Annotated in this window: 11 protein-coding genes, 1 tRNA gene and 1 pseudogene; 4 read left to right on the forward strand and 9 right to left on the reverse strand. The window is 73.3% G+C overall.

Going from position 1 to position 19,957, the window contains the following annotated elements:
- Positions 1–148: 148 nt before the first annotated feature.
- The 3 genes from QRN89_RS34155 to QRN89_RS34165 form a co-directional block, all read right to left on the reverse strand.
- The gene (locus tag QRN89_RS34155; protein ID WP_356948704.1) at positions 149–556 is read right to left on the reverse strand and encodes an RNHCP domain-containing protein; all 408 of its coding nucleotides are present in this window, start codon (positions 554–556) and stop codon (positions 149–151) included.
- A gap of 390 nt (positions 557–946) precedes the next feature.
- The gene (locus tag QRN89_RS34160) at positions 947–1,528 is read right to left on the reverse strand and encodes a fasciclin domain-containing protein (RefSeq protein ID WP_290353280.1); all 582 of its coding nucleotides are present in this window, start codon (positions 1,526–1,528) and stop codon (positions 947–949) included.
- A 245-nt stretch (positions 1,529–1,773) separates the two neighbouring features.
- Positions 1,774–2,370: a hypothetical protein gene (locus QRN89_RS34165; protein ID WP_290353281.1), complete on the reverse strand. Its 597-nt coding sequence runs from the start codon at positions 2,368–2,370 to the stop codon at positions 1,774–1,776.
- 305 nt (positions 2,371–2,675) lie between these two features.
- Between QRN89_RS34165 and selA the strand changes: the two genes are divergently transcribed.
- Both selA and selB read left to right on the forward strand, forming a co-directional pair.
- The gene (selA, locus tag QRN89_RS34170; protein WP_290353282.1) at positions 2,676–4,028 is read left to right on the forward strand and encodes an L-seryl-tRNA(Sec) selenium transferase; all 1,353 of its coding nucleotides are present in this window, start codon (positions 2,676–2,678) and stop codon (positions 4,026–4,028) included.
- 3 nt (positions 4,029–4,031) lie between these two features.
- Positions 4,032–5,828, forward strand: a complete 1,797-nt coding sequence (selB, locus tag QRN89_RS34175; RefSeq protein WP_290353283.1) for a selenocysteine-specific translation elongation factor — start codon at positions 4,032–4,034, stop codon at positions 5,826–5,828.
- Positions 5,829–5,903: 75 nt separating this feature from the next.
- Here selB and QRN89_RS34180 read toward each other — a convergent pair.
- Positions 5,904–5,997, reverse strand: a tRNA-Sec gene (locus QRN89_RS34180).
- A gap of 131 nt (positions 5,998–6,128) precedes the next feature.
- Between QRN89_RS34180 and selD the strand changes: the two genes are divergently transcribed.
- Entirely contained in the window at positions 6,129–7,154 is a 1,026-nt protein-coding gene (gene selD, locus QRN89_RS34185) for a selenide, water dikinase SelD (RefSeq protein WP_290353284.1), read from the forward strand.
- 717 nt (positions 7,155–7,871) lie between these two features.
- On the opposite strand, the gene nrfD is transcribed toward selD, so the two are convergent.
- From nrfD to fdh, 3 genes and pseudogenes are all read right to left on the reverse strand, one after another.
- Entirely contained in the window at positions 7,872–8,987 is a 1,116-nt protein-coding gene (nrfD, locus tag QRN89_RS34190) for an NrfD/PsrC family molybdoenzyme membrane anchor subunit (protein WP_290353286.1), read from the reverse strand.
- Positions 8,984–10,006 (reverse strand): 4Fe-4S dicluster domain-containing protein, encoded by a 1,023-nt coding sequence (locus tag QRN89_RS34195; RefSeq protein WP_290353287.1) that lies wholly within the window; start codon positions 10,004–10,006, stop codon positions 8,984–8,986. The genes nrfD and QRN89_RS34195 overlap by 4 nt, the downstream gene beginning before the upstream one ends.
- A 134-nt stretch (positions 10,007–10,140) precedes the next feature.
- Positions 10,141–13,365, reverse strand: a pseudogene (gene fdh / locus QRN89_RS34200) (formate dehydrogenase); the annotation flags it as partial.
- Positions 13,366–13,545: 180 nt separating this feature from the next.
- On the opposite strand from fdh, the gene QRN89_RS34205 reads away from it, so the two are divergent.
- Positions 13,546–14,184, forward strand: coding sequence for a hypothetical protein (locus QRN89_RS34205; RefSeq protein WP_290353289.1), 639 nt, complete (start codon positions 13,546–13,548; stop codon positions 14,182–14,184).
- Positions 14,185–14,338: 154 nt separating this feature from the next.
- Here the strand turns inward: QRN89_RS34205 and QRN89_RS34210 are convergent, their stop codons facing one another.
- Positions 14,339–17,713 (reverse strand): pyruvate carboxylase, encoded by a 3,375-nt coding sequence (locus QRN89_RS34210; RefSeq protein WP_290353968.1) that lies wholly within the window; start codon positions 17,711–17,713, stop codon positions 14,339–14,341.
- Between the two features lie 247 nt (positions 17,714–17,960).
- Entirely contained in the window at positions 17,961–19,844 is a 1,884-nt protein-coding gene (locus tag QRN89_RS34215; protein ID WP_290353290.1) for an ATP-binding cassette domain-containing protein, read from the reverse strand.
- Positions 19,845–19,957: the final 113 nt, after the last annotated feature.

Below are 19,957 nucleotides of genomic sequence, written 5' to 3' on the forward strand. Positions count from 1 at the left end.
GCATGATCACGCCGGCCCTCCACCCGCGGTGCTCGGACCGCCGCCCGACGTGCGGTGCCCCTCCGTGCGTCGGCAGGAGGGGCAGGGCCGGGTGTGGGGCAGGAGGAAGGAAATGCGGCTCCCGCCGCGGGCGGGAGCCGCTGGGGCGTCAGGTGTGCGTCCGGCGCCGGTTGGTGCGTCCGGCTTCGGGGTGGCCGAGACGCATGACGGCGAGGACGGTGTCGAGGTCGTCGCCTTGGTGCGGGTCGTCGGCCATGCGGTTCCTGCGGCGGGTGCCGCAGCCGGTGCATCGGTGGACGATCGTGTAGCCCTTGGCGGAGTGGTGCTCGACGGCAACCGGGCGCATCAGCGCGCGGCAGTCGTCGGCGCGGTCGCCGGGCGAGATGTCCACGTGCAGCGAGTGCAGGCAGTACGGGCAGTGGTTGCGGTGGCTTCCGTTGACCAGCGCCGCGACGGCCCTGCCACAGTTTTCGCAGGTGAAGCCGGTGTTTTCGGTTGTTCTGCTGATGGTGCCGCTCCTCGGCGAGTCGAAGGGGTCTTCAACTCGGAGGCGCAGGGTTCCGTTCGTTCTCCCCCTGCCGGAGCAGGGTTCGCAGGCTTGACGGGTGAGTGACGCGGTTCACCGCCGCTGAGGGCGATTACTTCCGGCTCCGGCTTCGCCGGAGTGCGTTTGCGACTCCGGATCCGGACCACGACCGGGTTTGTGTCTTTGTCCCAGCCACTGTCACGCGGCTTGTTCCACGTGCCGCCGGTAGGTGTCGGTCCCGTCCCACTGCCGTCGGCGTCGTCCCCCGTCAGGCAGCGCCGGCAGCGGCATGCTTCATCGTGATCACGCCACCTCCTTGGCTCTCTCGGCTTCTCCGTGGCCTGTCGGTGGGGCCCCGGAGATCCTTCTCCACCCTGGCCGTGGGCTCGCAGCCGTCGTAAGGAACGCCGGTCAGGCGACTTACGACGGGGGCTGGAGCACCTGGTCGACGATGTGGACGACGGCATTGCTCGTGGCCACGTCGCCGCACAGGATGGCCGCGGAGTCGTTCACCTTGAAGGAGTCCCCGGACCCGGACGTGGTCAGTTCGGCTCCTTCGAGGCTCTGGAACCGGCCGTCGGGCAACTGGTCCGCGGTGACCTCCGTGCCGACGACGTGGTACGTCAGGAGCTTCTTCAGCTGCTCCTGGTCGTTGAGGACGGCGTCGAGTTGGGCTTGGGGAATCTTCGCGAAGGCATCGTTGGTGGGCGCGAACAGCGTGATCCCGTCGGCGTTGTTCAACGTCTCCACGAGCCCGGCCTTCTTCACGGCGGCGACCAGGGTGGACAGCTCCGGCTGCTGCGAGGCAGCGGTGGCGACCGGCTGGTCCGCCATGCCGGCCGGGCTGCCCGCACCACTCGTCGGCAGCGCGGCGCAGCCGGGCCCGAAAGGCTCAGCCGGGGGACCGGCCTGGGCCGTGGGAGCGAGGGCGAGGAGCGGAAGCGGTACGAGGAGGACACCGGCGGCGGCGAGAGCGGCGCCCCTGAGGCGATCGGTTGTCATGAGCTTCACCTTTGCTAAGAGGGAGTCGGCGGGCCCTCCGGCTGCCCGCCACACTCCACTCTTCGCGGGAAGCCCGCTTCCCGGATGCCGCCGGGCGGCGCGTTCTCACGGGCCGGGGTGCGCTCGCCGCAGCTCGCGCCCGCGGCCCCTCGTCCCTCGCCACGGCGGCCGCAGCCGCTCGCCCGCACGGCACGCGGCTCCCCGCTCTCCGTCCGGCGAGCCGGGCCCCCATGGTTTCAGCGGGTTCAGAACGGTTCGAAGCCCGGCTTGCGCGGGCCGATCTCACCGGCCGCAACGAGCTCCTCCAGGTCCTCCGGTTCCAGGAACTCCAGTGCCTCGGGATCCAGGCCGTGGTACCGGTCCACGTCCCGCAGGCCCTCCACGAACGACGGCACGAACTCCGCGAACGGCCCGTCGAACGTCCGGCATCCGACCTCGTGCACCATGGTCACGACCTTCCACCGGTCGGGGTCCGGCCCGCAGGGCAGGAAGAAGTGCTCGTCCCCGCCGTGGTCGTAGCCCCAGGAGACCAGCCCGCCGGGCTCGGGGTGGAAGGGGTGCGGAATGTGCTCGAGGTCCCCCTCGGCCGAGGCCGCACGGCGCCGCGCGGCGAACATCCGGTGCGTGGCCTCCATGCGAGGCAGCAACGGGCTGGAGCCCTCGGGGTGGAGGACGACGAGTTCCCCGCACACGACCCCGCTGCCGTACGAGTCCAGGAAGGCCGTGAAGTCGCGGGGCAGCGCGGAACCGACGTACCGCTCCACTCCGGCCCAGCCGGCCGTCCCGTGGGACCGGCGCACGGGTGCACCGAGCAGCGCTTTCAACTCGGCCAGAGCCGACATGGACCACCCCACCACTCCGCCGCGGGCAACGGCCCGTGAGCCTACTCCCGCCCCGAACGGTCGGACCGAGTGCCCCCGCGGGCCGGACCGGCCGCCGACTCCCACGACGGCGACGCACCCCGGTGTGGCTCCGTCGCCCGCCGACGACCCGCCCGTACGGTGGCCACGCCGGGCGGGGGCCCGGACGCGGCACGGTCCACGGTCCGGGTACGGGAGTACCGCGAGTGCGCCCCGCGCCGCACCCGACATCCCGTGACGTCCCGGACCTCGGCGACGTCGCCGATGAGCACAGGAGAGCGCTGACGATGGAAGGCGAGTGGACCTCGACCGTGCCGGACGACGTCCTGCGCACACTGCCGCGCACGGACGCCGCACTCGCCGACCCCCGCCTGGCGGCGGCCGTGGACCGGCTGGGACGCAGGCTCGTGAAGGCGGTGGTGGCAGCCATGCAGGAACGAGCCCGCGCCGGCGAGTTCCCGCCCTCCGAGATCAACGACCGCGCACTCGCCGCGCTGCCGGACACGGCGTCCGCACTCCGGCCGGTGATCAACGCGACCGGGGTCCTGCTCCACACCAACCTCGGCAGGGCACCGCTGTCCGCCGCCGCCCGTGACGCGGCGCTCGCTGCCGGCGGCACCACCGACCTCGAACTCGACCTCGACTCCGGCCGGCGGTCGCGGCGGGGCCTTTCGGCGGTCGACGCACTGCTCCGGCTGGTGCCGCCGGCGGAAGCCGCCCAGATCGTCAACAACGGGGCGTCCGCTCTGGTGCTGGTGGCGACCGCGCTGGCGAAGGGCCGGGAGATCGTCGTGAGCCGCGGCGAACTGGTGGAGATCGGTGACGGCTTCCGCTTGCCTGACCTGCTCGTGTGCACCGGCGCCAGGCTCCGCGAGGTCGGCACCACCAACCGCACCGACCTCGCCGACTACGCCGCCGCGGTGGGACCCGCGACCGGGTTCGTCCTGAAGGTCCATCCCTCCAACTTCCGTATCACCGGCTTCACCCGCGCAGCCGGGGTCACCGAACTCTCCCGGCTGGCGGTGCCCGTGGTCGCGGACATCGGATCCGGTCTCCTGGCCCCCGAACCGGCACTCCCGGACGAGCCGGACGCGACCACATGGCTGCGCGCCGGCGCGTCCCTGGTCACGGCCAGCGGCGACAAGCTCCTGGGCGGCCCGCAGTGCGGGCTCATGCTGGGACGAGCCGACCTCGTGGAGCAGCTCGCCCGCCACCCCCTCGCGCGGGCGATGCGGGTGGACAAGCTGACGCTCGCCGCCCTGGAAGCCACCCTGCGCGGACCCGCCACCCCGGTCCACCGCGCGCTCCACGCGAAGCCCGGGCGGCTGCGGGAGCGCGCCGAGCGGCTCGCGGGGGAACTGCGCGGCCACGGCCTGGACTGCCGGGCCGTCGACTGCGAGGCGGTGATCGGCGGCGGCGGAGCACCCGGCGTCACCCTGCCGAGCGCCGCCGTGTCACTGCCCGCGTCCTTCGCGGCGCCGCTCCGCCGCGGGCGGCCCGCGGTCATGGGCAGGGTCGAGGGCGGGCGTTGTCTGCTGGACCTCCGTGCGGTCCCGGAGGAGGCGGACACAGCGCTCGCCGCGGCCGTGCGGCACGCGTGCCCCCCGGCCCCCGCCGGCCACGACGAGACCGGCGGGTGAGCCGTGCACGTCCTCGCCACGGCCGGGCACGTCGACCACGGCAAGTCCGCCCTGGTGCGGGCCCTGACCGGGATGGAGCCCGACCGCTGGGCGGAGGAACGACGCCGGGGGATGACCCTCGACCTGGGATTCGCCTGGACCCGGTTCGCCGGGGTGGGCGAGTTGGCCTTCGTCGACGTGCCGGGCCACGAACGGCTGGTGGGCAACATGCTCGCCGGCGTGGGCACCGTACCGGCGGTGCTGTTCGTCGTCGCCGCCGACCAGGGCTGGCAACCGCAGTCGACGGAGCACCTGGCCGTCCTCGACGCGCTCGGAGTGCGCCACGCGGTGCTCGCCGTCTCCCGCAGCGACCTCGCGGACCCGGCGGCGGCACGCGAGGAGGCGCTGCGCCGGATCGCGGAGACCTCACTGGGAACCGTGCCGTCCGTGGCCGTGAGCCCGGTGACCGGCGACGGCCTGGACGACCTGCGCACAGCCCTCACCGGGGTGGCGCTGACACTGCCCGCTCCCGATCCCGACGCGGACGTACGGCTGTGGATCGACCGGGTCTTCACGGTCCGCGGCCGCGGGACGGTCGTCACCGGCACCCTCGGCGCGGGCACCCTCCGCGAGGGCGACCGAACCGAACTCGCCCGGACCGGGGAGCAGTTGCGCGTGAGAGGGCTGCAGACCCTCAAGGAACCCCGGCCGGAGGTGAGCGCCGTCGCACGGGTCGCGGTCAATGTCCACGGGCCCGGCGCCGGCGCACTGCGCCGCGGGGACGCCCTGCTCACCCCCGGACGCTGGCTCGGCACCGACGTCGTGGACGTACGGCTCCACGGCGACCCCGCCCGCGACCTCCCCCGGCACCTGACGCTCCACGCCGGCTCCGCGGCCGTGCCGGTGACGGTGCGTCCGCTGGGCGACGACACTGCCCGCCTGAGGCTGGCCCGCGCCCTGCCGCTCCGGATCGCCGACCGGGCCCTCCTGCGCGACCCCGGCCGGCATCGCATCCCGGCCGGGGTGACCGTCCTCGACGTCCGCCCCCCGGCGCTCACCCGGCGCGGCTCGGCAGCCGCACGCGCCCGCGAACTGCGGGCGGTGAGTGAAACCCCCGACGGAGCAGGGGAGTTGCGCCGACGCGGCCTCGTGCGCCGCTCGGACCTGCTCGCCATGGGCGTCGAACCGCCCGTCGAACCGGTCGCCGGGGACTGGCTCGCCGACCCGGCCCACTGGACCGCATTGCGCGACCGGCTCCACCGGGCCGTGGAGGAGCACGCCGGACAACACCCCCTGGAACCGGGCCTGCCCCTGGAGGCGGCCCGCCAGGCGCTCGGCCTGCCGGAGCGCGCCCTGGTCGAGGCACTGCTGACGTCCGGCACCGGGCTGCGGCAGCGCGACGGGCGCGTCTACGGCAGCCGGAACCGCCCCGCGCTTCCGCCCCCGGTCCGGGACGCCGTCGACGCGGTGTGCGCCGACCTGTCCCGGGCACCGTTCCGCGCCCCGGAGACCGAACGGCTGCGGGAGCTCGGGCTGACGCCCCGCATGCTCGCCGCCGCCGAGGCGGCGGGCGTGCTGCTGCGGATCGGGGACGGCATCGTGCTGCTGCCCGACGCGGACGAGCGGGCCGCGGCGGTCCTCTCCCGGATCGACCAGCCGTTCACCGCGAGCCAGGCGCGCCGGGCACTGGACACCACCCGCCGCGTCGTCATCCCCCTGCTGGAACACCTGGACCGGCACGGCTGGACGGTCCGGCTGGACGGTTCCCTGCGGCGCTGTGCGGCGCACGGCGCCGGGGATCCCGCAGGACCCGGCCGCTGATGCCGGCGGGCCCCGCCGCGCTCACGCCGCCCGTGCGCGGCTCACCCCCGTCGCCCACCGGGGTACGGATGCTGAGCGGAGACGGACGGGAATCGAACCCGCCTGCCCGAGTTGCTCGGACACCTCGGTTTTGAAGACCGGGAGGGCCACCAGGCACCTGGACGTCTCCCCGCCGGAACCGCGCGCGTGGGCGCGGGCCGGCGGAGCGCCCATCGAACCCCCGACCCGGAGAGGCGTCAACGCGCCGCGCCGCCCGCCCCGTACCGGCTCGACCACGACCCCGCGAGAAGGGAACCGACGATGACGAGCACCACCCGCCGCAGCGACATCCGGCTCACCCAGTACGCCCACGGCGGCGGATGCGCCTGCAAGATCCCCCCGGGCGAACTGGAGGAGGTCGTCGCCGGACTCATCGGCCGCACGCCCCTCGCGGGCCCGGCCGCGGACCTCCTCGTCGGGGTGGACAGCGGGGACGACGCCGCCGTGGTGCGGCTGCCCGGCGACACCCGTGCCCGGGCCGTCGTCGTCACCGCCGACTTCTTCACCCCGGTGGTCGACGATCCGTACGACTGGGGACGGATCGCCGCCGCCAACGCCCTGTCCGACGTGTACGCCATGGGCGGCACACCCCTGGTCGCCGTGAACCTGCTGTCCTGGCCCCGGGAGGTCCTGCCCCTCGAACTGGCGCGTGAGGTGCTGCGCGGCGGGCTGGACATCGCGGCGGAGGCCGGCTGCCATGTCGGCGGCGGCCACAGCGTGGACGACCCGGAACCCAAGTACGGCATGGCCGTCACCGGCCTCGCCGACCCCGGCCGGCTGCTGCGCAACGACACCGGCCGCCCGGGCGTGCCGCTGTCGCTGACCAAGCCCCTCGGCCTCGGCGTTCTCAACAACCGTCACAAGGCCACCGGTGAGGTGTTCGCCGAGGCCGTGCGGACGATGGTGACGCTCAACCGCGACGCGGCGCAGGCCGCCCTGGACGGCGCCGCGGACTGCGCGACCGACGTCACCGGCTTCGGACTGCTGGGACACCTGTACAAACTGGCACGCGCCTCGGGCGTCACCGCCGTCGTCCACTCCTCGGCGGTCCCGCTCCTCGACGGGGCCCGGGAGGCCGCCCGCGACGGTTACGTCAGCGGCGGCACCCGCCGCAACCTCGAATGGGTCGCCCCGCACACGGACTTCGGCGGGACCGACGAACTGACGCGGCTGCTGCTTGCGGACGCCCAGACGTCGGGCGGCCTGCTGGTGGCCGGGGAGGTGCCCGGCGCACCCGTTGTCGGCGAACTCGTCCCCGAAGGCGAACACCGCCTGGTCGTCCGCTGACCCGGTGCCCGGCGCGACACGCCGGGAAGGGCCGTCCTCGGGGCGCGCCCGGCCGTGTGGCGTGCAGGTCGGGGTCGGAGCCGTGCCCGCACTGTGCCGCGGGCGTGGGCCCGGTGACCTGGCCTGTGCGCGGCTGCGGGGCTGCGGGGCTGCGGGGCTGCGGGGCTGCGGGGCTGCGGGGCTGGACCAGCTGTGCCTCATGTGCCGGTCCGGGGCGGGGCGCGCCCGGCCGGGCGGCTTCGGTCCGGGGCGCGGCGAGCCGTGCCATGACCCGTGGTCCGGGCCAGGCGAGCCGTGTCCTCGCGTGCCGGTCCGGTACGGGGTCCGGTCGTGCGGTGCCGGTCCGGCGCTGAACGAGCCGTGCGTGTTCCACAGTCCGGGTCAGCCGTGCCGTGTCTTCACGTGCCGGTCGGGGCAGGCCGTCCACCGCGGGCTCGGGCCCGGTGACCTGGCCTGTGCGCGGCTGCGGGGCTGGACCGGCCGTGCCCTCATGTGCCGGTCCGGAACGAGACGGTCCGGCCGTGTGGTGCCGGACGGCCGCTGAACGCACCCGGCCGTGTACCGCTCCTCAGCCGCTCCGGGGCTGAACGAGCCGTGCCGTGACCCGCACTCGGGTCGGTCGAGCCGGCCCTCACGTGCCGGTCCGGCCGCTGAACGCACCCGGCCGTGACCCGCGCGTCGGCGGGCCGTGCGCGTTCGCCACCCGCCGACGACTCGTCAACCGCGGTCGCGCCCACCGGCCCCCGGCTCCTCGGGCTCCTCCGGTTCCTCCTGTGCCCCCCACCGTTCCCGCTCGCGCTCGGCCGCCCGCAGTCGCTCACGCTGAGGGACCACGACGTACGCCGGATCCTTCGTGGAGGCGACACCCGCCTCGAACGTGCCGAAGCGCTGCAGGACGCTGCCGGCGAGCAGCGCCGCGCCGGCCGCGGCGGCGCCCCGCCTGCTGCGCCCGGCGAGTGTCAGCGCGGCAACGGCACCGCCCAGCGTGAGGTACTCCGAGGCCCGGCGCAGCCGATGCGCCCGCCCGCTGGTGTACGCCTTCGCCACCAGGCCGGGCCGCCGTTCCATGAGCCGGGACGCGACGAGTTCCGCCGCCGCCCCCGCCGCGCCGAGCCGCCGGGCGGGGCCGGCCTCGGCCACCGGGGCGACGAGCATTCCGAGACCGCCGCCGGAGGCCGCCGCGGACCCGGCGAACAGGAACGGCAGTTCACGGCGGGCGTCGTGCCACGCGGGCACGGCCGTCTGGGACAGCAGCACCGCCGTGTACGAGGCGACCGCCGGGGCGAGAGCCGCGGCCCACAGCCCCGCGGGCCGCGCCGTCGCCCGCAGCAGCCGGCCGGGCAGGGACGGACGCCCGCTGGTGGGCAGCAGTTCCGACACGGCCGCCAGCACACTCCCGGGCCCGAACGCCGTGAGGATCCAGGTGCCCACCGACATCGGCGACGTCGGCCTGGCGACCCGCAGCATGTGGTGGAACCGCTCGGGCCGGCCCAGATCCGCCACCAGCAGATACATGCCGGCCACCAGCGCTCCCGAACCACCCAGCCGGCACCCGCGGCACAGCGCCGCCCGCCCGGTGACATCGGCGCCCGCGGCCACCAGCGCCGAACCGGCTGCCAGCCCGCCCGTGAACAGGTACGCGGCGATCCTCCAGTCCCACACCGGTGTCTTCAGCACCTGCCGCCCGTAGTAGGAGCGGAACTCCGCGCGCGGCACGACGGTCCGCTCCCGGCTCCCGTCGCCGTCCCGTCCGGAATCGAACGTCCGTGCCCAGTGATCGGCCGCCCCCGCGTCGCTGCGCGGCTCCCGCGGAAGTCCGTCGTCCTCGGTCATCGCCGCCGCCCTCTGCCCAGGAACGCGGCGGCGGACGCGGCCAGCAGGGCCGAGGCCGCCATCCCCGCGCCCTTCCACATCGCGGGCAGATCACGCGTCGGCACCACCGGGTCCGGCGGCAGCCCGTACACCTCCGGCTCATCCAGCAGCAGGAAGAACGCGCCGTCACCGCCCACCCCGTCGTTCGGGTCGTGGCCGTACAGCCGGGCCTCGGCCACACCGGCCCCGTGCAGCTGCTCCAGCCGCTCCGCAGCCCGCTCCCGCAGCTCGTCCAGCGGGCCGAACTGGATGGAGTCCGTGGGGCATGCCTTCGCACAGGCCGGCTCCAGGCCGTCGCGCAGCCGGTCGTAGCACATGGTGCACTTCCAGGCCCGCCCGTCGTCGGCGCGCCGGTCGATCACCCCGTAGGGGCAGCCGGACACGCAGTATCCGCAGCCGTTGCAGATGTCCGGCTGCACCACGACCGTGCCGAACTCGGTGCGGAACAGCGCCCCCGTGGGGCACACGTCGAGGCATCCGGCGTGCGTGCAGTGCTTGCACACGTCGGAGGACATCAGCCACCGGAAGTCCTGACGGCTCTCCGCCCCCGCCGCGGCACCGGGCAGCTCGAAGGACGGAAGCCCCAGGTCCACCGGCGTGTCGCCGGGACGTCCGGCGTCCCCTCCGGCGTGGCGCGGCCCTCCGGCCGGCAGTCCGTCCCGCCCGTGGGTGCCGGAAGGGCCGGTGGGCAGCGCGGAAAGGCCGGCATCCTGCCGGCCCAGCGGGCGCTCCTGCTCGATGAAGGCGACGTGCCGCCACGAGTTCGCGTCGAGCCGGCCGGTGTTGTCGAACGACATCCCCAACAGATCGAGTCCGTCCTCGGGCACGCCGTTCCACTCCTTGCAGGCGACCTCGCACGCCTTGCAGCCGATGCAGAGCGAGGTGTCGGTGAAGAAGCCCACCCGCGGCGGGTGGTCCGCATGGCCGGCGTCCGCCGCGGGATCGTCGAGTGGTCCGGACAGGCTGTGGTCGTGCGTCATGGTGATCCCTCCGGCGGGCCGGGTTCGGAGTGCGGCGGCGGGTCGTCGGCGGCGCCGGACTCGTTGTCCGACGGGGGTTCCCCGGCGGCGCCGGGCTCGGCGTGCGACGGGGGTTCCCCGACGCCCGTGGTCACGATGCGGGTACCGGTCTGCGGGGTGATCCCGGCCCGCCGACGGAATTCCTCCACATAGGCCCGCAGCGCGGGACCCCGGGGCCGGCGCCCACGTCGGATGTCGCACGTCAGCACCTTGCTCTCCTGGATGAGCACATTGGGCTCGACCACCACGCCGATCAGGTCGTTCACCGTGTCGCCCGTGGTGAGCCCCGCGGTGCCCCAGTGGTAGGGCATCCAGACCTGATGGACCGTCCGGCCGTCGACACGCAGCGGCGCCATCCGGTCGGTGACGAACACACGCGCCTCCACCGCCGTCCTGCTGGTGATCACATGCGCCCAGTCCAGATGACGCAGTCCCCGCTCCGCCGCGAGCTCCGGCGACACCTCCACGAACAGCTCCGGCTGCAGCTCCGACAGATACGGCAGCTGACGGCTCATCCCGCCCGCCGTGTGGTGCTCGGTGAGCCGCGCCGCGGTGAACACGAACGGGAACACCTCACTGTGCGCCTCGGGCGGCGCGGGGTTGGACGGGTTGTCCGGACGCCCGTACACCTTCCGCACCGGGCTGCCCTGCTGGGCGTAGAGCAGGTTGCGCACGGGGGACTCGTGCGGCTCGTAGTGCGTGGGCAGCGGCCCGTCCGCCAGCCCGGCCGGTGCGAACAGCCACGCCTTGCCGTCGGACATCATGATGAACGGGTCGTCGCCGGCCAGCGCCGCCGGCCCAGAGGCGTCCCCGGGCGGCCGGTACCCCGGGGGCTTGTGCTTCTCGAAGTCCGGGATGTCGTGGCCCGTCCACTCGCCGAGCGCCTCGTCCCACCACACGAGCGCCTTGCGTTCGCTCCACGAGCGCCCCTGCGGGTCGGCCGACGCCCGGTTGTACAGGACACGCCGGTTCAGCGGCCAGGTCCAGCCCCACTCCGCCTCGTAAGGGCCCTGCTCGAACCGGGACTTCCTGCGTCGGGACCGGTTGACCTCGCCCGCGTACACCCCGCTGTAGATCCAGCAGCCGCAGGCCGTGCTGCCGTCCGCCCGCAGCTCGGTGTATCCGTCGACCGTCCGCCCGGTGCGCAGGTCGATGCCGTTGAGGTGACGCAGCACGTCCGCGGCGGACGGCTCCCCGTCCTCCACCTCGTAGTCCCAGGCCAGGTCCAGCAGCGGGCGGTCGCGCTCGTCGCGCGAACCGGCCAGCTTCTCCTTCAGCCGCCGGCCCAGGTGGTAGAAGAACCACAGCTCCGACCGCTGGTCGCCCGCCGGTTCGACGGCCTGGTCACGCCACTGCAGCATCCGCTGGGTCTGGGTGAACGTGCCCGACTTCTCCACGTGCGAGGCGGCGGGGAAGAAGAACACCTCCGTGCGGCAGCGCTCGGCGGCGATCTCACCCGTCTCGATCTCGGGGGAGTCCTTCCAGAACGTGGCGCTCTCGATCATGGCCAGGTCCCGTACGACGAGCCAGTCGAGGTTCGCCATGCCCAGACGCTGCAGCCGGCCGTGGGCCGAGCCGACCGCCGGGTTCTGGCCGAGGAGGAAGTAGCCGAAGACCTTCCCGTCGACCATGTCCATCGCCGTGCGGTACGTGCCGTGGTCGCCGTCGACCCTCGGCAGGTAGTCGTAGCAGTAGTCGTTCTCCGCCGTCGCGGCCTCGCCCCAGTACTCCTTGAGCAGCGAGACCATGTACGCGTCGGCGTTGCCCCAGAACCCCTTCTGGTTGCGGGGCCGGACGGAGTCCAGGTACGCGGCCAGCGTCCCGTGCCCCGTGTCCGGCATGGGCAGATAGCCCGGCAGCAGATTGAACAGCGTCGGCACGTCCGTGGAACCCTGGATGCTGGCGTGCCCCCGCAGCGCGAAGATCCCGCCTCCCGGGCGCCCGATGTTGCCCAGCAGCAGCTGGACGATCGACCCCGCCCGGATGTACTGGGCACCGACGGAGTGCTGGGTCCAGCCCACGCTGTACACGAGCGCGGTGGTGCGTTCCCGGCCCGAGTTCTCCGTCCAGTCGCGGCAGACACCCAGGAACAGGTCCCGCGGCACCCCGCAGATCCGCTCCACCATCTCCGGGGTGTAGCGGGCGAAGTGCCGCTTCAGCACCTGGAACACACAGCGGGGGTGCTCCAGCGTGGGATCGGCGGCGATCTCGCCGGCGGCCCCCTCGACGGACGGACCGCGGGCGCCGTGCTGGTACGCGGCGGCCTGCTCCTTCGCCCGGTGCCCGAGCCGCTGCTCCGCCTCGACGCTCTCGTACAGCCAGGTGGACGGGTCGTACGAGGCGGTGTGCGGGTCGTAGCCGCTGAACAGCCCGTCCAGGTCCTCGGTGTCCCGGTAGCGCTCACTCAGCAGGAACGGTGCGTTCGTGTACGCCCGCACGTAGTCCCGGAACTCCAGGCCGTGGGACAGGATGTAGTTGACGACCCCGCCCAGGAAGGCGATGTCCGTACCCGCCCGCAGCGTGACGTGCTGGTCGGCCAGTGCGCTGGTACGGGTGAACCGCGGGTCGACGTGGATGACCCGGGCGCCGTGCGCCTTGGCCTCCATGACCCACTGGAATCCGACCGGATGAGCCTCGGCCATGTTCGAACCCATGATGACGACGCAGTCGGAGTTCGCCAGGTCCTGCTGGTAGTCGGTGGCGCCGCCGCGCCCGAACGAGGCTCCCAGACCGGGAACCGTGGCGGAGTGTCAAATACGCGCCTGGTTCTCGACCTGCAGGGCCCCCAGCGCCGTGAACAACTTCTTGATCAGGTAGTTCTCCTCGTTGTCCAGCGTGGCTCCGCCGAGGCTCGCGACGCCCATGGTGCGCCGCAGCGTCTTCCCTCCACCGTCCGTGTCCTGCCAGCCCTTGCGCCGCGCGTCGAGGACCCGGTCGGCCACCATGTCCATGGCCGTGTCGAGGTCCAGGTCCTGCCAGTCACTGCCGTAGGGCGGCCGGTAGCGCACCTTCAGCTCACGCTGCGGTCCGGTGACGAGCTGCCTGGAGGCCGAGCCCTTGGGACAGAGGCGGCCGCGGGACACGGGGCTGTGCGGATTGCCCTCGATCTGGACGACCTCCTCGTCCTTCACATAGACGCGCTGTGCGCAGCCCACCGCGCAGTACGGGCACACCGAGTCCACGACCCGGTCCGCGCTCGCGGTCCTGGCGGTGAGTCCGGCCGAGCGTGCCGACTCGGCGGCCTTGCCCCGCCCGAGCCGGTCCGTCCCCGTGAGCTGCCGGTACACCGGCCATGCCCGCAGCCAGCGCCTCACGCCCATCCGTCCGCTCCTTCGTGCGGTCACGCGCGTCCGTTTCGGACTGTACGCCTCGGGGGTGCCACCGCAAGCGCGGGAAGCCGCCGCGGCAGGACCCCGGCGGGCGGCGGATCCGCTGCGGGGCGCGCGGAGGGCTCCGCTATCCGCGTGCGACGCGGTGGCGGCCCGGCGCACAATCTCCCGGTGATCCTTCTGCACCCCGTTCTGGAGGTCCGTGCCGCCCGAGGCTTCGCACTCTGGCCGGTCGCCGACGTCGGTGTCGGTCCCTACGACTTCCTGCCGCTCAGCGGCGCACTCCAGCCCGCAGAGGTCGGCACCGCGGTGCTGGCCATCGCCGAGTGCAACGATGTCGGAGCGGACGACGACGGCCCGCCGCGGCCCGCCGATCCGGTCGGGAGCGTCCTGCACGGACTGCTCACCCAGGACCCCCTCGCCGCCGCCGGCGGTCTGCGCGTCATCGACACCGACAGCGCCACCACCCTGCTGCCGGGCTGCTGCAACGGGCTGGAGGAGCGGCGGGACTGGTTCCAGGTCCTCGACGGCGACGGCCGGGCCTCCTTCGGGCACGACCCCGGCCCGTGCGCCGAACGCGTCGGTCACACCGTCCAGTTGACGGTCGACAACGACCAGGACGGCAGCCCGGTGATCGAGCTGCCCGTCACGGAGCTCCGCCGTCTGCTCGCCGGCGCGGAACGCGACCTGGGCGACTTCCACCGCCTGGCCACCGGCTGGGCCGCACGGCATCTTCCCGACCACGCCGTCGCCGTGTCCGCCGCCCTCGCACGCGCCCTGGACCTGCCGCCCATGCCGCCGAAGCCGTAGCGCAACCAGCAGGGCCGGCCCTCCTCATACGCCCGTACAAGGCGTACGAGGAGGGCCGGCCGTCCCGCCGATGCCCACCGGTCACGCGCCCGTGCCGGGGGCGGATCACCCGGTCTCCGTCGGGCAGCGGATCCCGCTCACCCGGTTTCCGGGCTCACCCGATCTCCAGGAGGAGGTCGCCCCCCTCCACCTGCTGGATCCGGTTGATGGCCAGCCGGCCGACCTGGCCGGCCTTCGGGGCCGTGATCGTGGCCTCCATCTTCATCGCCTCGATGGTCGCCACCGTCGCACCGGCCTCCACCTGGTCCCCCTCGGAGACCGCGAGCGTCACGACACCGGCGAACGGCGCCGCCACATGGCCCGGGTCGGAGCGGTCGGCCTTCTCGGTGACCGGTACGTCCGAGGCCGCCGCCTCGTCGCGCACCTGGATGGGCCGCAGCTGACCGTTCAGCGTGGCCATCACCGTCCTCATGCCCCGCTCGTCGGCCTCACCGACTGCCTGCAGTTCGATGAGGAGCCGGACGCCGGGCTCGAGGTCGACTCCGTACTCCTGCGACTGGCGCAGTCCGTAGAAGAAGTCCTTGCTGTCCAGCACGCTGGTGTCGCCGAACGCCTGCCGGTGGGTGTCGAAGTCGCGCGTCGGGCCGGGGAACAGCAGCCGGTTGAGCGTGGCCCGGCGGTTCTTCTCGAGTCCCGCCCGGTCCTCGGCCGACAGCTCCTGCACCGGCTTGGCCTCGGCGCGTCCCTGCAGCGCCTTGCTGCGGAACGGCTCCGGCCAGCCGCCCGGAGGCGTGCCGAGCTCGCCGCGGAGGAATCCGATGACGGAGTCGGGGATGTCGAACCGGTCGGGCGTGGCCTCGAACTCCTCCGGGGACACCCCCGCACCGACCAGGTGCAGGGCCAGGTCGCCGACCACCTTCGACGACGGAGTGACCTTCACCAGCCGGCCGAGGATCCGGTCGGCGGCCGCGTACATCGCCTCGATGTCCTCGAAACGGTCGCCCAGGCCGAGCGCGACCGCCTGGGTGCGCAGGTTGGACAGCTGCCCGCCGGGGATCTCGTGGTGGTAGACGCGCCCGGTCGGCGACGCCAGACCCGCCTCGAACGGCGCGTAGATCCTGCGCACGCCCTCCCAGTAGGGCTCCAGGTCGCCGACGGCCTGCAGATCCAGGCCCGTGGGGCGCGGGGAGTGGTCGGTCGCGGCGACGATCGCCGAGAGCGACGGCTGCGAGGTCGTGCCCGCCATGGACGCGACCGCGCCGTCCACCGCGTCCGCACCCGCCTGGATCGCGGCCAGGTACGTGGCGAGCTGGCCGCCGGCCGTGTCGTGGGTGTGCAGGTGCACCGGCAGGTCGAACTCGCGGCGCAGCGCCGACACGAGCGTGGCCGCGGCCGGAGCGCGCAGCAGACCGGCCATGTCCTTCACGGCCAGGACATGGGCGCCGGCGGCGACGATCTCCTCGGCGAGGCGGAGGTAGTAGTCCAGCGTGTACAGCCGCTCCGAGGGGTCCGACAGGTCGGAGGTGTAGCACAGGGCGACCTCCGCCACGGCCGTGCCAGTCTCCCGCACGGCCTCGATCGCGGGCCGCATCTGGCCCACGTCGTTCAGCGCGTCGAAGATGCGGAAGATGTCGATGCCGGTGGCCGCCGCCTCCTGGACGAACGCGTCGGTCACCTCGGTCGGGTACGGGGTGTAGCCCACGGTGTTGCGGCCGCGCAGCAGCATCTGCAGACAGATGTTCGGGACGGCCTCCCGCAGCGCCGCCAGACGCTCCCACGGGTCCTCGGCGAGGAAACGCAGGGCCACGTCGTAGGTGGCACCGCCCCAGCACTCCAGTGACAGCAGCTGCGGCAGCGTCCGTGCGACCGTCGGAGCCACGGCGAGCAGGTCCTTGGTGCGGACCCGGGTGGCGAGCAACGACTGGTGGGCGTCGCGGAAGGTGGTGTCGGTGACGCCGATCGTCGGCGACTCGCGCAGCCACCGGGCGAAGCGCTCCGGGCCGAGTTCGACGAGCCGCTGCCGGGAACCCGCGGGCGGCTCCCCGGCGGGCAGCGGCGGCAGCTTGGCACCCGGGTCGATCAGGTCGGGCCGCTCCCCGTGGGGCTTGTTCACCGTCACGTCCGCCAGGTACGTGAGCAGCTTCGTACCGCGGTCGGCGGAGTGCCGCGCGGTGAGCAGATGCGGCCGCTCCTCGATGAACGACGTCGTGACACGCCCGGCCTGGAAGTCCGCGTCGTCCAGCACCGCCTGCAGGAACGGGATGTTCGTGGCCACTCCGCGGATGCGGAACTCCGCCACAGCACGCCGGGCCCGGCTGATCGCGGCCTTGAAGTCCCGGCCCCGACAGGTGAGCTTGACCAGCATCGAGTCGAAGTGGGCGCTGATCTCGGTGCCCGCGTGGGTCGTGCCGCCGTCGAGGCGGATCCCGGAGCCGCCCGGTGAGCGGTAGGCGCTGATCCGGCCCGTGTCCGGACGGAAGCCGTTCGCCGGGTCCTCGGTCGTGATACGGCACTGCAGGGCGGCACCCCGCAGCGTGATGGTCTCCTGGGCCAGCCCGAGGTCCGCCAGCGTCTCACCGGCGGCGATGCGCATCTGGGCCTGGACCAGGTCGACGTCGGTGACCTCCTCCGTCACGGTGTGCTCGACCTGGATGCGCGGGTTCATCTCGATGAACACGTGGTTGCCGTCGCGGTCGAGCAGGAACTCCACCGTGCCGGCGTTGCGGTAGCCGATCCCGCGGGCGAAACGCACCGCGTCCGCGCAGATCCGGTCCCGCAGCGCGGGGTCGAGGTTCGGCGCGGGCGCCAGTTCGATCACCTTCTGGTGCCGGCGCTGGAGGGAGCAGTCACGTTCGAACAGATGGATGACGTTGCCCTCGCCGTCGGCGAGGATCTGCACCTCGATGTGGCGCGGATCGACGACTGCCTTCTCCAGGAAGACCGTGGGATCGCCGAAGGCGGACGCCGCCTCTCGGGACGCCGCCTCGATCGACTCACGGAGGGCGGACGGGTCCTCCACGCGGCGCATGCCGCGCCCCCCGCCGCCGGCGACCGCCTTCACGAACACCGGGAAGCCGATGTCCTCCGCCGCCCGCACCAGCTCGTCCACGTCCGTCGACGGCTCGGAGGAGCCCAGCACCGGCACCCCGGCGGCGCGGGCCGCTGCGACGGCCCGGGCCTTGTTCCCGGTCAGTTCGAGGGTGTCCGCGCTCGGCCCGACGAAGGTGATGCCCGCCTCCTCGCAGGCGCGGGCCAGTTCCGGATTCTCGGACAGGAACCCGTAGCCCGGGTAGACGGCGTCCGCCCCGGCCCGGCGCGCGGCGCCGACGACCTCCTCGACGGAGAGGTAGGCCCGCACCGGGTGCCCCTGCTCACCGATCTCGTAGGCCTCGTCGGCCTTCAGCCGGTGCAGCGAGTTGCGGTCCTCGTACGGGAAGACGGCGACGGTGCGCGCCCCCAGCTCGTAGCCGGCGCGGAACGCGCGAATCGCAATCTCGCCGCGGTTGGCGACCAGCACCTTGCGGAACATCCTGGATCCCTTCAGCCTGGTGGCGACATACCCCATGGTCTCAGCCACCCCAGTCCCTACCCAGCGGTAACGTCAAGAGTCCCGTGGTGATCGGCACACCGATACGGCGTTGCGTTGATCACGTCACCCCTCGCCGGGCCGCGCCCCAGGCCTGTCACGTGCTCCGCGACGGCCGTCCGGGCGGGTCGTGAGCCGCGGTCGGCGGGGGCGGCCCGGTCGTGGCGGTCCGGCGGGGGAGGGCGGTCACTCAGCGGTCCTGCGAGAGCCGCAGCAGTTCCGCGAACGTGCCCCCGGCGTGGACCAGGTCGTCGTAACGGCCGCGCTCGGTGATGCGCCCGTCTTCGAGGACCACGATGTGGTCGGCGAGCCTCGTGTTCTCGAGGCGGTGGGTCACCACCACGGTGATGCGGTCACCGGCGATGGCCTTGATCCTCTCGAAGATCCGGTGCTCGCCACGGGGGTCCATCTGCGAGGTCGGTTCGTCCAGGATGAGCAGCGGCGGCTGCCGGTACAGGGCCCTCGAGCAGGCCAGCCGCTGCCACTGCCCGCCGGACAGCTCGGCCCCGCCGAAGATCTCACGGGCCAGGAGTGTGTCCAGCCCGGCGGGCAGGGCCTCGACCGCCTCACGCATGCCGACCGCGTCGAGCGCCTCCCACACCGCCCCGTCGTCGAACGTCCGGGGCTGGCCCAGGGTGACGTTCTCCCGCACGCACAGCGGCCACTGGGCGAAGATCTGCGGCACGAGTCCCGTGTTCGCCCACACGGTCGCGGGGGCGACCTCGGCGAGATCCGCGCCGTTCCAGGTCACCCTGCCCTTGTCGGGCAGGGTGATCCCGGTCAGCAATCGCGTGAGGGTCGACTTGCCGGAGCCGTTCACGCCTACGATGGCGAGGATCTCGCCGCGTCGCAGCGTCAGCGAGACACCGTCGACCGCGGGCTCCTCCTTGCCCGGGTACCGGTAGCCGACCTCCTCGAGCCGGATCTCCTCGACCGGCCCGCAGACCGCGAGATCACCGCGCTCGGGGGCGCGCGCCGCAGCGTCGTCGAGGAACGTCTGCATGTCACCCAGGTACAGGCTGGTGTGGAACACCGCGGCGCCGTTGACGACGACCTGGGACAGTGCCGCCAGCGTCGTCTGGACGGCGACGACCGCCGTCGCGGCCACCGCGGGCCCGATCCTGCCGGTCACGGCCAGCCAGGCCAGCACCGCCCAGGTGACGACCAGGAACACACCGCCCGCCAGCGAGGACAGCAGCGCGATCCGCAGCGTCCTCGGAGCGGCCGCCACCGTCCTGCGGTCGCACCGATCGGACAGCGACCGGTACCAGAACAGCAGGTAGTCGGTCATCGAGTTCGCGCGGACCTCGTCCGCGTACTTGGGCATCGTCGCCCACCAGCGCATCATCCCGCGCACATTGCGGTCCGCGACGTTGCGGTAGTGGATCTCGTAGTCGACACGGGCCGTGAGGACGGCGCCCGCACCGGCGGGCAGGACGGCCAGGAGCAGCAGCGGCAGCATCAGGAGGTTCAGCACCGACAGCACGCCGCAGGCGGTGACCATGCGGATCAGCGCGGACAGGAACCGCTGTGCGTCGGCGACCATCACCTGCGTGCGGATCACCCCCATCTCCGCCGCCTCCTGCCGGTCGGCGAAGCCGTCCACCGCGTAGGCCGCGGCCTCCACCCTGCAGACCGCCTCGACCAGAGCGGTGTCCGTCCCCGTCGTGAGGCGCGGCGTGAGGCGCCGCTCGGCATAGGTGGCCACCGCCCCCGAGACCCTCGCCGCCGCGGCGGCGGCCGCCACGACGACCAGCGCCGGCAGAGCCTCGCGCAGCCGCTCGCCCACCGACCCGGCACCGAGGACCGGTTCCATCGCCCGCGCGGTCGCGGCGAGCAGCACGGCGGCGGACACGCCCGTCACCACCTGGCAGCCGACGAGGAGTTGCACCGCGCGCCGGTCGGTGCGCCACGAGAGCCGGGCGATACGTCCCAGCACGGAGGGGATCCGCGCGCACATCCCCCGGAAGGACACCTGGGCGAGCGGATTGACCGAGTACTGCCCGCTGTAGGTGATCTCCGCCGGTGGCGGTGGCGGCGGGACGGTACGAGAACGGGTGGTCGCGGAAGTCAACTGGTCCCCCTTGCCGGTCGCCTGGTGTGCGGTCTCGCCCAGGTCAACGAGGGGGAGCGGTTATCGAACACATATTTTTCGGACGCGACGGAAACCGCATGACCGAGCGAAAT

The sequence above is a fragment of the Streptomyces sp. HUAS CB01 genome (assembly GCF_030406905.1).
Taxonomy (GTDB): Bacteria; Actinomycetota; Actinomycetes; order Streptomycetales; family Streptomycetaceae; genus Streptomyces; species Streptomyces chengbuensis.

Bases quoted from the DNA above. Each gene is read 5' to 3' on its own strand.
- QRN89_RS34160 (WP_290353280.1), bottom strand. From the start codon at position 1,528: ATGACAACCGATCGCCTCAGGGGCGCCGCTCTCGCCGCCGCCGGTGTC.
- QRN89_RS34165 (WP_290353281.1), bottom strand. From the start codon at position 2,370: ATGTCGGCTCTGGCCGAGTTGAAAGCGCTGCTCGGTGCACCCGTGCGC.
- selA (WP_290353282.1), top strand. From the start codon at position 2,676: ATGGAAGGCGAGTGGACCTCGACCGTGCCGGACGACGTCCTGCGCACA.
- selD (WP_290353284.1), top strand. From the start codon at position 6,129: ATGACGAGCACCACCCGCCGCAGCGACATCCGGCTCACCCAGTACGCC.
- nrfD (WP_290353286.1), bottom strand. From the start codon at position 8,987: ATGACCGAGGACGACGGACTTCCGCGGGAGCCGCGCAGCGACGCGGGG.
- QRN89_RS34195 (WP_290353287.1), bottom strand. From the start codon at position 10,006: ATGACGCACGACCACAGCCTGTCCGGACCACTCGACGATCCCGCGGCG.
- QRN89_RS34210 (WP_290353968.1), bottom strand. From the start codon at position 17,713: ATGTTCCGCAAGGTGCTGGTCGCCAACCGCGGCGAGATTGCGATTCGC.